This window comes from Streptomyces sp. V4I8 (assembly GCF_041261225.1).
Taxonomy (GTDB): Bacteria; Actinomycetota; Actinomycetes; order Streptomycetales; family Streptomycetaceae; genus Streptomyces.
Window position 1 is genome coordinate 7,106,622 of record NZ_JBGCCN010000001.1, and the last position, 12,412, is coordinate 7,119,033.

The 12,412-nt window shown below is 71.0% G+C and carries 12 protein-coding genes; 11 read left to right on the top strand and 1 reads right to left on the bottom strand.

Annotated features, from left to right (window positions below):
• The first annotated feature begins 35 nt into the window (after nt 1-35).
• The 6 genes from ABIE67_RS32415 (at nt 36) to ABIE67_RS32440 (ending at nt 6,733) form a co-directional block, all read left to right on the top strand.
• Nucleotides 36-1,130 carry an SDR family oxidoreductase gene (locus ABIE67_RS32415; protein WP_370264933.1) on the top strand — a complete coding sequence of 365 codons (1,095 nt, stop codon included), beginning with the start codon at nt 36-38 and terminating at the stop codon, nt 1,128-1,130.
• Nucleotides 1,127-2,152 carry a hypothetical protein gene (locus ABIE67_RS32420; protein WP_370264935.1) on the top strand — a complete coding sequence of 342 codons (1,026 nt, stop codon included), beginning with the start codon at nt 1,127-1,129 and terminating at the stop codon, nt 2,150-2,152. Before ABIE67_RS32415 ends, ABIE67_RS32420 begins: the two co-directional genes overlap by 4 nt.
• A complete protein-coding gene (locus ABIE67_RS32425; protein WP_370264936.1) occupies nt 2,139-3,476 on the top strand; it encodes an O-acetylhomoserine aminocarboxypropyltransferase/cysteine synthase family protein in 1,338 nt (445 codons plus the stop codon). The genes ABIE67_RS32420 and ABIE67_RS32425 overlap by 14 nt, the downstream gene beginning before the upstream one ends.
• Nucleotides 3,473-4,243: a gamma-glutamyl-gamma-aminobutyrate hydrolase family protein gene (locus ABIE67_RS32430; protein WP_370264937.1), complete on the top strand. Its 771-nt coding sequence runs from the start codon at nt 3,473-3,475 to the stop codon at nt 4,241-4,243. Before ABIE67_RS32425 ends, ABIE67_RS32430 begins: the two co-directional genes overlap by 4 nt.
• Nucleotides 4,240-5,391: a homoserine O-acetyltransferase gene (locus tag ABIE67_RS32435; RefSeq protein ID WP_370264938.1), complete on the top strand. Its 1,152-nt coding sequence runs from the start codon at nt 4,240-4,242 to the stop codon at nt 5,389-5,391. Before ABIE67_RS32430 ends, ABIE67_RS32435 begins: the two co-directional genes overlap by 4 nt.
• 223 nt (nt 5,392-5,614) lie before the next feature.
• Nucleotides 5,615-6,733, top strand: coding sequence for a substrate-binding domain-containing protein (locus ABIE67_RS32440; RefSeq protein ID WP_370264939.1), 1,119 nt, complete (start codon nt 5,615-5,617; stop codon nt 6,731-6,733).
• Here the strand turns inward: ABIE67_RS32440 and ABIE67_RS32445 are convergent.
• The gene (locus ABIE67_RS32445) at nt 6,690-7,160 is read right to left on the bottom strand and encodes a MarR family winged helix-turn-helix transcriptional regulator (protein ID WP_370264940.1); all 471 of its coding nucleotides are present in this window, start codon (nt 7,158-7,160) and stop codon (nt 6,690-6,692) included. The two genes, ABIE67_RS32440 and ABIE67_RS32445, sit on opposite strands and share 44 nt — an antisense overlap.
• 404 nt (nt 7,161-7,564) lie before the next feature.
• Between ABIE67_RS32445 and urtA the strand changes: the two genes are divergently transcribed.
• The 5 genes from urtA (at nt 7,565) to urtE (ending at nt 12,412) form a co-directional block, all read left to right on the top strand.
• Nucleotides 7,565-8,821: an urea ABC transporter substrate-binding protein gene (gene urtA, locus ABIE67_RS32450; protein ID WP_370264941.1), complete on the top strand. Its 1,257-nt coding sequence runs from the start codon at nt 7,565-7,567 to the stop codon at nt 8,819-8,821.
• Nucleotides 8,822-8,920: 99 nt separating this feature from the next.
• Nucleotides 8,921-9,808, top strand: coding sequence for an urea ABC transporter permease subunit UrtB (urtB, locus tag ABIE67_RS32455; RefSeq protein ID WP_370264942.1), 888 nt, complete (start codon nt 8,921-8,923; stop codon nt 9,806-9,808).
• Nucleotides 9,805-10,938 (top strand): urea ABC transporter permease subunit UrtC, encoded by a 1,134-nt coding sequence (gene urtC, locus ABIE67_RS32460; RefSeq protein WP_370264943.1) that lies wholly within the window; start codon nt 9,805-9,807, stop codon nt 10,936-10,938. The genes urtB and urtC overlap by 4 nt, the downstream gene beginning before the upstream one ends.
• A complete protein-coding gene (urtD, locus tag ABIE67_RS32465; RefSeq protein ID WP_370264944.1) occupies nt 10,935-11,714 on the top strand; it encodes an urea ABC transporter ATP-binding protein UrtD in 780 nt (259 codons plus the stop codon). Before urtC ends, urtD begins: the two co-directional genes overlap by 4 nt.
• A 5-nt stretch (nt 11,715-11,719) precedes the next feature.
• Complete coding sequence (gene urtE, locus ABIE67_RS32470; RefSeq protein ID WP_370264945.1) at nt 11,720-12,412, top strand: urea ABC transporter ATP-binding subunit UrtE; 693 nt, start codon at nt 11,720-11,722, stop codon at nt 12,410-12,412.

Consider the following 12,412-nt stretch of genomic DNA (forward strand, 5'->3'; position numbering starts at 1 on the left):
CGCCATCCGCGACCGCGGGCCGCCCCGGTGTCGTCGTGACCGCCGTACGGCTGCTGATCACCGGTATCGGCGGCGCTGTCGGCACCGGACTCGCCGACGCCCTGGCAGCGGACGCTCCCTGGGCCGAGGTGGTCGGCGTCTTCAGCAACGAACGCTCCCGGGACGCCTTCCGGTCCAGGTCCTCCGAGGCGGTACGGGCCCGCGTCCAGCCGGTCGTCCGCGACCTCACCGACGGCCCGTCGACACTCGCGCTCGCCCGCGAACTCGCCCCGGCGCGGCGCACCGTGGTCGTCCATGCGGCGGCCAATGTGAGCTGGACCGCGTCCCTGGAGGCGGCCCGGCGCGGCAATGTGGAGGTCACCCGCAACGTCGCCGAACTGGCCCGGGCGCTCGGCGGCGACACCCGGTTCGTCTACGTCTCCTCCGCGTACACCGCGGTCGAGGGGTGGGAGTACCGCAACACCTACGAGGCCACCAAGGCCGAGGCGGAGCGCCTGCTGCGGTCCGACTACGCCGACCTGCGCCCGGTCGTGTTCTCGTGCAGCCTCGTCGTCGGACACAGCCGTACCGGTGCCATCGGCCGGTTCCACGGCATCTATCCGCTGCTCGGGCTGATCGACCGGCACGAGCCGCCGCTGCTGCCGGGCGGACGTGACCGACGGATCGACATCGTTCCCGTCGACTGGGTCGCCTCGGAGCTCGCCGCGGTGGCGCACCACACGGCGCAAGGCGGTCCGGTGGCAGATGTCGTGGCGTCGTCGGGGACGGCCGCGCCCAGGCTTCAGGAGCTGGTCGCCGGGGCCGTGGCAGCGCTCAACCGGGCGCGGGCGCAGGCGGAACGCGCCCCCGTGCGGGAGCCGGCCCTGGTGCCGTTCCGCCGCTGGGAGTTCCTGCGCCGCTCGCTCGACGCCTGGCAGGTACACGGGATACCGATGCCTCCCCGGGCGTTCCTCGACCGGCTGATCGGCGTGTACCGGCCGTACTTCGAGGACGACCGGGTCCTGCCGCCGACGGGAACCGTCGGGCCCTGCCCGCAGTGGACGGAGTTCCTGGACCCGGCCGTCGGCTACTGGTTCGCACAGCAGCCCGTTCGGTCCAAGGCACTGCTGCGCACGGGCGGCGCGGGATGAACCCCGCCGCCGTGCCGGGCCTCGCCGCCGTGGGCCTGCTCATCGCCGTCGAGGCGCGGGAGGCGCGTACACAGGTGGCCGCCGTCGCCTCGCTGGGACGCGGCACGGCGACACACGCGGCGGCGGTGCCGGTCCTGTCGCTCGCGGCCCTGGCGGGCGGGGCGGCGGCCGTCCTCGTCGTACTGCCCCGGGACTGGGCGGAAGCGGTCGGCGCGGTCGGGGTTCTGGTGGCCGGCCTCCAGTGGCTTGTGTGGGCCGCGCGCCGGGAACGGGGGGCGGTGCCGGTGCGGGACGAGACGGCGGTGTTCCACCAGGTCCGGCGGCGAACGGCCGTGGGTGGCACGGTCGTCGGCGGCGCGTTCGTCGGTCACGGCACGGCGACGGGTGCTGATACGACTGTCGGCGGCGACGCGTCCAAGGGCGCCATGTCCGTTCGCGCCACGATGGCCGGAGCGTTGCTGCGGGCGGGCGCGGAGGTGCTGGTGGTGGCGACGGCGGTCGCGGCGGCGGCCGTACCCCGTCCGTGGCTCCCGCCGCTGGCCCTGCTCCTCGTCGTCGCGGTCGTCGCTCCCGGCCTCATCGGGCGCCGACCGGTGGCCGGACTGCCCGAACGTCCCGCCAAGGCCGCGATCGCGGTGCTGTTGACCGCTGCGGGGGCAACGGCCGTCACCGCAGGCGCAGTGGACGTCATGACCGCGCTCCTCCTGCCCGCGGCCGGGCTGCTCGTCCTCGCTGGGTACCGCTGTGCGGCTCGCGGCCGGGAGGCTCCTGCCGTACCAGCTCCGGGCGCCCCCGTCCCTCACCTGCGGACCCTGCGGGATTTCGTCCTGGGCGACGACCTGGCCGTGTGGTGGGCGGCCGCCGCGCTGGTCCTGGCCACCCGACTGCCCTGGCCCGCGTTCCGACAGGGCCCGGCCGCCGTCCTGTTGCTCACCGTCCTGCTGGGCGCCGTGATCGGCGGCACCGCACGGCGTACCCGCGTACCGACCACCCCGGAGGAGACCGCTGATGTCGGACCATGACACTCCCGTCCGTACCGACCGGAAGGCGTTCCGCACCCCGAGGTCCGCTACCATCCACGGCGGCTACGAATGGCGCCTCGGTATCACCCCGCCGGTCGTCACGCCGATCTTCCAGACCGCGGCCTTCGAACTCCCCAGCACAGCAGCCGCAGCCGGCATATTCGACCTCCAACAGGACGGCCACGCCTACACCCGCCTCAACAACCCGACCTGCGACGTGCTGGAAGAGCGCATGGCCGCGGTGGACGGCGCCGCGGCCGGCCTCGCCGTCGCGTCCGGGCAGGCCGCCATCGCCCTGGCCCTGCTGAACCTCTGCCAGGCGGGCGACAACATCGTCAGTTCCGACGAGTTGTACGGCGGTACCTGGAACCTGCTCGCGAACACCTTCGCCCGGTTCGGCATCGAGGTGCGGACCGTCAGCCCCGGCGACCCCAAGAACTTCGTGGCGGCGAGCGACGAGCGGACCCGCTGCTTCTTCGGCGAGACCATGCCCAACCCGCGGCTGCGGATCTTCCCGATCGAGGACGTGGCCGAGCTCGCCGAGGACCTCGGCGTGCCGCTCGTCCTCGACAACACGATGCTGCCGTACGTCTGCCGGCCGATGGAGCACGGTGCCCACATCGTCGTCTATTCGGCGACGAAGTACATCGGCGGACACGGATCGACCCTCGGCGGGCTGATCCTGGACTCGGGCCGGTTCGACTGGCAGGCGCACGCCGACCGTCACCCCCTGCTCACCACACCGGACCCGGCGCACGGGGGAGTCGTCTGGACGGAGACCGGACTGGACCTCGACAGCCCGCTCGGCCGAAGCCCGTTTCTCCTCAAGGCCCGTGAGACGCTGCTGCGCGACCTCGGCCCGTGCCTCAGCCCGTTCAACGCATGGCTGCTGCTCCAGGGTCTGGAGACGCTGCCGCTGCGGATGCGGGCCCACGGGGAGAACGCCCGAGGGGTCGCGGCGTACCTCCAGGAGCACCCGGGTGTCGCCTCCGTCCGCTACCCGGGGCTCGCCACAGGCGACGAGGCGCGACTGACCGAGCGCTACCTCGGTGACAACGGCGGGCCGTTGGTGCAGTTCGAACTCACCGGCGGCCGGGAGGTCGGCTGCCGTTTCATCGAGGCACTCCGCCTGGTCTCCCACGTGACCAACATCGGCGACGTCAGATCACTCGCCACCCACCCGGCCTCCACCACGCACGCCCAGCTCCCCGAGGCCGACCAACTGGCCGCCGGGGTCACCCAGGGCTCGATCCGCCTGGCCGTGGGCGTCGAGGACATCGACGACCTGCTCGCCGATCTCGAAAGGGCGCTGGGGGCATCATGAACCGACCGCTCGTCGCACTCGCCTGCGCCACCGAGACCTGGGACGGCGTGCCGCACGCCGCCGTCCGCCGCGCGTACATCGCCGCCCTGGAACAGGTCGCGGACTGCTCGGTGGTGCTGCTCCCGGGCCCCGGCAGCCTGCCGGACGAGACGCTGCGGCGCTTCGACGGCCTCGTCCTCGGCGGGCACGAGAGCAATGTCGCCCCGGACCACTACGCCGGGGCACCCTGCCGGGGCCCCTTCGACGCCGACCGCGACGCGCTCGCCCTCTCGACGGTGCCGTCGGCCGTGGCCGCCGGGCTGCCTCTGCTCGGGATCTGCCGGGGCCTCCAGGAGATCAACGTGGCCTGCGGGGGCACCCTGCGCGACCTCGGCACGACGGCTCACCGGGAGGACCTCACCCTGCCCAGGGAGCAGCAGTACCTGCCCGCCCACGAGGTGCGGATCAGCCACGGCGGAACCCTGCACCGGCTGCTCGGGCGGACCGACCCGGTCCGTGTCAACTCGCTGCACGGGCAGGCGGTCGACCGCCTCGCACCGGGGCTGCGGGCCGAGGCCGTCGCCGATGACGGCGTGGTGGAAGCCCTGTCCGTGGCGCGGGCCGGGGCCTTCGCGCTCGGCGTGCAGTGGCACCCCGAGTGGTACGCGAGCACCGACCCCCTCTCCCGCCGGATCTTCGAGGGCTTCGGCGCCGCGGCGGCACAGCATGCCGCACGCGCGCGTGCCGTACGGCGGGAAGCTGTGACGGCCGGGGGAGGACGGCGATGAGTAAATTCCCTGCCTCGGTCAGCCGCCATCTGCGGACCGCTGTGCTGTTCCCTCCGGAGCAGCCGCTGCGGCTGGAGGCGGGTGGCACCCTCTCCCGCATCCGGGTCGCCTACGAGGAGTACGGCCGCCCCGACCCGGAACGTCCGAACACGGTGTTCGTCTGCCACGCCCTCACCGGCACCTCCCATGTCGCCCGGCACAGCCCCGACGACCTCCCCGGCTGGTGGGAGGAGATGGTCGGCCCCGGGCGCCCGATCGACACGAACCACCTGCACGTCGTCTGCGCCAACGTCCTGGGAGGCTGCGCGGGCACCACCGGGCCCTGGAGCCCGGGGCCCACGGGCCGTGCCCTTGCCGCGGACTTCCCCGACATCACGGTGGGCGACATGGTGACCGTCCACCGGAGTCTGCTGCGCCATCTGGGCAGCACCGGGCTGCGCGCCGTGGTGGGCGGATCGCTCGGCGGCATGCAGGCCCTGGAGTGGCTGCTGCGCCATCCCGGTGACGCGCGGCAGTTCCTGCTCATCGCCACCGGGGCCCGGCTGTCCGCGGACGGACTCGCCGCCCACGCCGCGGGACGTGCGGCCATCCGTGCCGACCCGCACTTCGCCGACGGCCGCTACACCGAGGAGCCAGGTGCCCGCGGTCCCCTGGAGGGCCTCGGCGTTGCCAGGATGATCGCGCATCTGACCTACATGTCCTCCGACTCGCTGGACACCAAGTTCGGACGCCGACGCCAGCCTGCCGCGACCGCGGGAAGCCCGGCCCACGGCCCCTACGCCGTGGAGCGCTACCTCGAACACCAGGCTCGCACCTTCGTGGCCCGGTTCGACGCCAACAGCTATCTGCGGCTCACGGCGGCCATGGACCGCTACGACGCCTTCGACCGCCCCGCGGCCGTCCCGGCGGCAGGCCGTGCCCCCAGGGTCCAGGTGTTCAGCTTCGAGTCGGACCGGCTCTTCGGGGCGGCGGACACCGAGTACCTGGCGGCGCGTCTGTCGGAGCTCGGTGTGCCGCTGACCCACCACCGTGACAGGACGTCGGAAGCAGGGCACGACGCCTTCCTGTTACGGGTTCCGGATTACCTGCGGGCTGTCGCGGACTCACTCGGCGTCCATGAGAGCCCGCGTCTCGTCTCCCAGCCCTGACCTCCGGGCGCCCCGCACCCTCTCCATGGCTGCTGTTCCCCTGGGCACCCTCGGCCTGGGCGCTCCGCTGTGGATGGCCGCAGCCGCCCTGACCGTCCTGGCGGAGTCCGGCACGGCGGACCGGAGCAGTCCGCCAGGGGCCGCGATCTTGCCCATCTCTACAAAACGGTCTCGATCCGGGCCGCCGCTTGGGCACCGGGTGCGGTGAGGCAATCATGAGGTCATGCACCGCCCGCAGCTCCGTCTCCACACCCCCGAGTGGGTCACGGCCGACGATTCGACTCTGAACGTCGCGCTCGTGTACCCGATGCAGGGGCCTGCCGGAATCTTCGGTCCCACCTGCGAGGCGTGCGCGCGACTGGCCGCCGAGGAGATCAACAAGGCGGGCGGCGTGCTCGGCAAGGAGCTGCGGCTGCTGGAAGTCGACGGCGGCGCGGACCCGCAGCGCGTCGCGCAGGACGTCGAGGCCCTGGTGACGACGGGTGTCGTACAGGGTGTCACCGGCTGGCACATCTCGTCGGTCCGGCAGGCGGTGGCGCCGCGGATCGCCCACCGGGTTCCGTACGTCTACACGGCCGTGTACGAGGGTGGCGAAAACACCGAGGGTGTCTTCATGACCAGCGAGACCCCCGCCCGGCAGCTGCTGCCCGCGATGCGGCTCCTCACCGAGGCGAGGGGCGTCCGTCGCTGGTTCGTCGTCGGCAACAACTATGTGTGGCCCCGGCGTACCGCCCGAGCCGCCCGCCGCTACGCGCGCGAAAGCCGGGGCCGGGTCTGCGGCGAGGAGTACCTCCCGCTGGGCGTCCAGGACTTCCATGACGTGCTGCGGAAGATCGAGCACGCGGACGCGGACGGCGTGCTCATGCTGTTGGTCGGCAGCGACGCGGTCCGCTTCAACCGGGCCTTCGCCGCCTCCGGGCTCGACCAGCGGTGTCTGCGGCTGAGCACGCTGATGGACGAGAACATGCTGATGGCCAGCGGACCTGCGGCGACCGGCGACCTGTTCAGCACGGCCGGGTTCTTCGCGTCACTGGCCAACCAGGACACCCTGGACTTCCAGGGCCGGTACGGCGCCCGGTTCGGGATCGAGGCCCCCGCCCCGGGCAGTCTCGGTGAATCCTGTTACGAAGGTGTCCTCCTGCTGGCGGCGCTCATCGAACGGGCCCGCACCCTGGACGTCTCCGCGATCGGCGCCGCTGCCGACGCGGTCTGGTACGAAGGGCCGCGCGGGCTGCTCCGCCTCCACGACCGGCATGTGCGCCAGCGCATCTACCTGGCGGAGGCGGACGGGCTCGACTTCAACGTGCTCGCCCAACTGCCCGCTCCCCACGACCTGTTGTAGCCCTGCCTTCCAGGGCCCCGGCCAGCCGGTCCAGCAGCGCGTGCAGTCGCTCCGCGCCGTCCTCCGCGAGGAGAGGCCCCAACTCCGCCCAATCGGCTCGCACTTCGCGGACCAGCCGCTGCCAGCGCTGCATGCCCCGCGGGGTGAGGTGGGCCAGGACGCGTCGCCGGTCGGCGGGATCGACGCGGCGATAGACCAGGTTCTGGTCGACGAGTTGGTCGATCAGCTTGGTCAGGCTCGGCGCCGGCAGGAAAGCGTGGTCGGCGAGGGCCGTCATGTTGTGTCCCTGCCCGTCCGAGAGGAGGTCCAGTACCCGCCATGCCTCCACCGAGCAGTCGAACTCGTCCAGCACGGACTGGACTCGGCGTACGGAGAGGCGCTCGGCCCGGGTCAGCAGGTGGAGCAGTTCCTGGGGCCGCCTCGCCATCGCACTCCTCAGCTCGAATCCTCGGCTCCCCGTGACGGGGATGCCCGGAGCCTACCGTCGATCACCGCAGGCTTGACAAGGGTGGCCAGGAAATAGATCCTTCCGTCAGGAAGCATTAATTGCCGTCGCTGAGATGCCCTGGAGTGCGCATCTTCCAGCGACGGCTTCTCTTATTTTCCTGCCTTTTTATTTTCGCTGGAAACTATCTCTCAATTGCGCCGAAACGCCGTGGAAACAGTTTCCTCGCAGGCTGTGGACGCACTTCAGCAACCAGCCCGGACACCATCCCGGAACGGCTGGGGGATTCGTGTGCCAACGCCGCCGCTACTGAAGCGCCTCCCACCATTCCCTCCCAAGGGTCTTCAGCTCTTTTCGCATCGCCCTTCGGGGCAAGGAGGTTTTGCATGTCTGGGTTCAGCATCAGCAGGCGCGGTCTGTTGGCCGGCATGTCGGCCGTCGGCGCCTCCGCCGCTCTCAGCGCCTGTGGCGCCAAGACCGGAGACAGCACCTCGACCGACGGCTCCGGGGCCAAGGCCGACACTTCCGGCAGCACGGTCAAGGTGGGTCTGCTGAACTCGCTGTCGGGCACGATGGCCATCAGCGAGGTGACGGTCCACAACTCGCTGCTGCTGGCCATCAAGGAGATCAACGCCGCCGGCGGTGTGCTGGGCAAGAAGCTCAAGGCCATCAGCCAGGACGGTGCCTCCGACTGGCCGACCTTCGCGGAGAAGGCGGAGGCCCTGATCACGGACGACAAGGTCGCGGCCACCTTCGGCTGCTGGACCTCGGCCAGCCGCAAGGCCGTCAAGCCGGTCTTCGAGCGCTACAAGTCGCCGCTGTTCTACCCCGTTCAGTACGAGGGCCTGGAGCAGTCCCCGTACATCTTCTACATCGGCGCGACCACCAACCAGCAGATCGTGCCCGCGCTGGACTACCTCAAGAAGCAGGGCCTGACCAAGCTCTACCTCGTCGGCAGCGACTACGTCTTCCCGCGCACCGCCAACAAGATCATCAGGGCGTACGTGAAGGCCAACGGCATGCAGGTGATGGGCGAGGACTACGCGCCGCTCGGCTCCACGGAGTTCGGCACCATCGTCAACAAGGTCAAGGACTCCGGCGCGGACGCCGTGTTCAACACCCTCAACGGCGACAGCAACGTGGCCTTCTTCAAGGAGTACAAGTCCTCGGGGCTGACCGCGAAGAGCATGCCGGTGCTGTCGGTCTCCATCGCCGAGGAGGAGGTCAAGAGCATCGGTACCCAGTACCTGCAGGACCAGCTGACCGCGTGGAACTACTACGAGACCACGCCCGGCGCGGCGAACACCAAGTTCGTGGCGGCGTACCAGGCCGCGTACGGCAAGGACAAGCCGACCAGCGACCCGATGGAGGCCGCCTACATCTCCGTCTACCTGTGGAAGGAGATGGTCGAGAAGGCCGGCTCCTTCGACGTCGCCAAGGTCAAGGCCGCCGCGGACGGCATCATCCTGGACGCCCCCGAGGGCAAGGTCACCGTGGACGGCGCGACCCAGCACGTCTACAAGACGGCCCGGATCGGCAAGGTCGGTGCGGACGGACTCATCACCGAGGTCTGGAACTCGGGCAAGCCGATCAAGCCGGACCCGTACCTCAAGGGCTACTCCTGGGCCTCCGGTCTCTCCTGAGCCCGGCCCGACTCCCGGCCCTCTCGGGCGGACCCGGCCTTCTCACAGGGCCGGGTCCCGTCCGGCGCCCGCACCCCGTCCCCGACCCGGAGCCGCTCCATGACGGTCATCCTCAATCAATCCTTCACCGGCATCAGCATCGGTGCCGTACTCCTGCTCATCGCGCTCGGCCTGACCCTGACCTTCGGTCAGATGGGCGTGATCAACATGGCGCACGGCGAGTTCATCATGACCGGCGCCTACACCACGTACGTCCTGCAGAAGTCCATCAGCGGCGCCGGGATCTCGCTGCTGGTCGCGCTGCCCGTGGCCTTCCTCGTCGCCGGCGCCATGGGGGCGCTGCTGGAATGGCTGCTCATCCGGCGCCTGTACACCCGGCCGCTGGACACCCTGCTGGTCACCTGGGGCGTCTCCCTGATGCTCCAGCAGCTCGCCCGGGACATCTTCGGCGCCCCCAACGTGCAGACCCGCGCCCCGGACCTCCTCACCGGCAACATCTCCGTGGGCGGCGGCATCACCCTCGCCAACAGCCGGCTGTTCATCCTCGGTCTCGCCCTGCTCTGCGTACTCGCCCTCACGCTGATCCTGCGGCTCACGCCGCTCGGCCGGCGCATCCGTGCCGTCGTGCAGAACCGGGACCTCGCCGAGGTGTCGGGCATCGCCACAGGCCAGGTCGACCGGCTGACGTTCTTCATCGGCTCGGGCCTCGCGGGCGTGGCCGGTGTCGCGCTCACCCTCGTCGGCCCTATCGGTCCGACGACGGGCACCAACTACATCGTCGACGCCTTCCTGGTCGTCGTCGTGGGCGGCATCGGGCAGTTGAAGGGCAGCGTGATCACCGCCTTCGTGCTCGGGGTGCTCCAGTCCGTGCTGGAGTACTCGACGACGGTCAGCGTCGCGAAGGTGATGGTGCTGGTTGCGATCGTCGCCTTCCTCCAGTGGCGTCCCCAGGGCCTGTACACACTGCGCACCCGGAGCCTGGCATGACGACAACGACCTCCTCCTCCCCGACGACCGCCGCCGTGACGAAGCCGCCGGCATCCCCGCTGGAACGCTTCCGGGTGCCCGGCGGCTTCGCCCTCGGCGCCGTACTCCTCCTCGGCATCGCGCCGCTCGTCCTCTCCGACTTCCGGCTCTCCCTGCTCGCCAAGTACCTGTGCTACGCGATCGTGGCGGTCGGCGTCAGCCTGGCCTGGGGTCGTGGCGGGCTGCTCGTGCTCGGCCAGGGCGTCTTCTTCGGCCTCGGCGGCTACGCCATGGCCATGCACCTCAAGCTCGCCGATGCCGCCGCGGCCCCGGGCGGCGGCCCCGGTTCACTGCCCGACTTCATGCAGTTGTACGGCACGTCGGACGCGCTGCCCTGGTGGTGGAAGCCCTTCGAGAACCCGGGCTTCGCACTCGCCGCGACCGTCCTGCTGCCCATGGCGGTCGCCGCGCTGCTCGGCTTCTTCATCTTCCAACGCCGGGTGAAGGGCGCGTACTTCGCGATCCTCAGCCAGGCACTGGCCGCCGCTCTGGCCATCTGGCTGGTCGGCCAGCAGGCCACCACCGGCGGCACCAACGGACTCACCGACATCCAGGGCTTCTTCGGCTACGACCTCAACGACCCCGTCAACCAGCGGATGGTGTACTTCATCATCGCCGCCGTCCTGCTGCTGTTGATGGCCGTAGTCCGCCAGTTGTTCGTCAGCCGCTACGGCGAACTCCTCATCGCCGTACGGGACTCCGAGGAACGGGTCCGCTTCCTCGGCTACAACCCGGCCAACGCCAAGCTCATCGCTTACGTCGTGGCAGCGGGCATGGCGGGCCTGGCCGGCGCCCTCTTCGTCCCCGCCGTCGGGATCATCTCGCCCGCGCTGATCGGGATCGTGCCGTCCATCGGCTTCGTCATCGGCGCCGCGGTCGGCGGCCGGGCCTCGCTGGTGGGCGCGGTGCTCGGCGCGATCGCCGTGGCCTGGGCACAGAGCACGCTCTCCGACGCCTTCCCCGCGGCGTGGACCTACTTGCAGGGGCTGCTGTTCATCGTGGCGGTCGGCTTCCTGCCCGGTGGCCTGGCGTCGCTCCTGTCCGTCATCCGCAACCGCCGTACCCGCACCCGTACAGGAGAGACAGCATGAGCGGCGAGGGACTGACCATCCGCGACCTGCGCGTCACCTTCGACGGCTTCACCGCCGTCGACGGAGTGGACCTGGACATCCGGCCCGGCGATCTGCGATTCCTCATCGGGCCGAACGGCGCCGGGAAGACCACCCTGGTCGACGCGGTCACCGGGCTGGCGAAGGCCACCGGCTCGGTCCGCTTCGGCGACCAGGAACTCCTCGGCAAGCCGGTGCACCGGATCGCCCGTCTGGGCATCGGCCGGACGTTCCAGACGGCCACGGTCTTCGAGGCGTTGACCGTCCTGCAGAACCTCGACATCGCCGCGGGGGCCGCGCGCGGGCCGCTCACGATGCTCCGCCGCCGCAAGGGCGTACCGGAGGCGGTGACGAAGGCCCTGGAAACAACCGGCCTGACCGAGCTGCGCGACCGCCCCGCGGGCGCGCTGGCCCACGGCCAGAAACAGTGGCTGGAGATCGGCATGCTGCTCGTCCAGGACGTACGGCTGCTGCTGCTCGACGAGCCCGTCGCCGGTATGAGCCACGACGAACGCGAGGCCACCGGCGCACTGCTGCAGCGGGTGAGCGAGGACCGCACGGTCGTCGTCATCGAACACGACATGGACTTCATGCGTTCCTTCGCCCGCAGCGTCAGCGTCCTGCACGCCGGCAAGGTGCTCAGCGAGGGCACCGTCGCCCAGGTCCAGGCCGACCCCAAGGTCCAGGAGGTCTACCTCGGCCGCGCCTCCGAACCAGAGCCCGCCCCCGCACCCGTGCCCGTCGCCGAGGAGGCGTGACGCCCATGCTGGAGATCACCACCGTCCGGGCCGGTTACGACCGCACCACCGTGCTGCACGGAGTGACCGTCTCGGTCCCCAAGGACGGCGTCGCGGCCGTCCTCGGCCACAACGGCGCCGGCAAGAGCACCCTGCTGCGCGCCGCCATGGGCCTGCTCAAGCCGACCGGTGGGAGCGTCCTGCTGGACGGCGAGGAGATCACCCGCCTCGCCCCGCACCAGCGGGTGGCCCGCGGCATGGCGTACGTGCCGCAGGGCCAGCAGTCCTTCCCGCACCTCACCACCGCAGAGAACCTCCAACTCGTCGCCGACGGCCGCCCCGACGGCAAGGAGGCCGTCGCCGAAGCCCTGGACCTCTTTCCCGCCCTGCGGGAACTGTCCGGCCGCCGCGCCGGACTCCTCTCCGGCGGCCAGCGCCAGCAACTCGCCATCGCCCGCGCCCTCATCACCCGGCCGAGGCTGCTCCTGCTCGATGAGCCGACCGAGGGCATCCAGCCGTCCGTCGTCGCCGAGATCGAGGAGACGATCCTGGCCCTCGCCCGCCGGGGCGGGCTGTCCGTGCTGCTCGTCGAGCAGCACGTGGGCTTCGCCATGCGGGCCGCCCAGCACTACTACGTACTGGAAGCGGGACGCGTCACCTCCTCGGGAGCGGGAGGGGTGGAGGCCGAGCAGACCGTACGGACCGCGCTCACTGTGTGA

What these genes read in the sequence shown, in the direction of transcription:
- ABIE67_RS32420 (WP_370264935.1), top strand. Translation starts at nt 1,127, where the DNA reads ATGAACCCCGCCGCCGTGCCGGGCCTCGCCGCCGTGGGCCTGCTCATC.
- ABIE67_RS32425 (WP_370264936.1), top strand. Translation starts at nt 2,139, where the DNA reads ATGTCGGACCATGACACTCCCGTCCGTACCGACCGGAAGGCGTTCCGC.
- ABIE67_RS32430 (WP_370264937.1), top strand. Translation starts at nt 3,473, where the DNA reads ATGAACCGACCGCTCGTCGCACTCGCCTGCGCCACCGAGACCTGGGAC.
- ABIE67_RS32435 (WP_370264938.1), top strand. Translation starts at nt 4,240, where the DNA reads ATGAGTAAATTCCCTGCCTCGGTCAGCCGCCATCTGCGGACCGCTGTG.
- ABIE67_RS32440 (WP_370264939.1), top strand. Translation starts at nt 5,615, where the DNA reads ATGCACCGCCCGCAGCTCCGTCTCCACACCCCCGAGTGGGTCACGGCC.
- ABIE67_RS32445 (WP_370264940.1), bottom strand. Translation starts at nt 7,160, where the DNA reads ATGGCGAGGCGGCCCCAGGAACTGCTCCACCTGCTGACCCGGGCCGAG.
- urtA (WP_370264941.1), top strand. Translation starts at nt 7,565, where the DNA reads ATGTCTGGGTTCAGCATCAGCAGGCGCGGTCTGTTGGCCGGCATGTCG.
- urtB (WP_370264942.1), top strand. Translation starts at nt 8,921, where the DNA reads ATGACGGTCATCCTCAATCAATCCTTCACCGGCATCAGCATCGGTGCC.
- urtC (WP_370264943.1), top strand. Translation starts at nt 9,805, where the DNA reads ATGACGACAACGACCTCCTCCTCCCCGACGACCGCCGCCGTGACGAAG.
- urtD (WP_370264944.1), top strand. Translation starts at nt 10,935, where the DNA reads ATGAGCGGCGAGGGACTGACCATCCGCGACCTGCGCGTCACCTTCGAC.
- urtE (WP_370264945.1), top strand. Translation starts at nt 11,720, where the DNA reads ATGCTGGAGATCACCACCGTCCGGGCCGGTTACGACCGCACCACCGTG.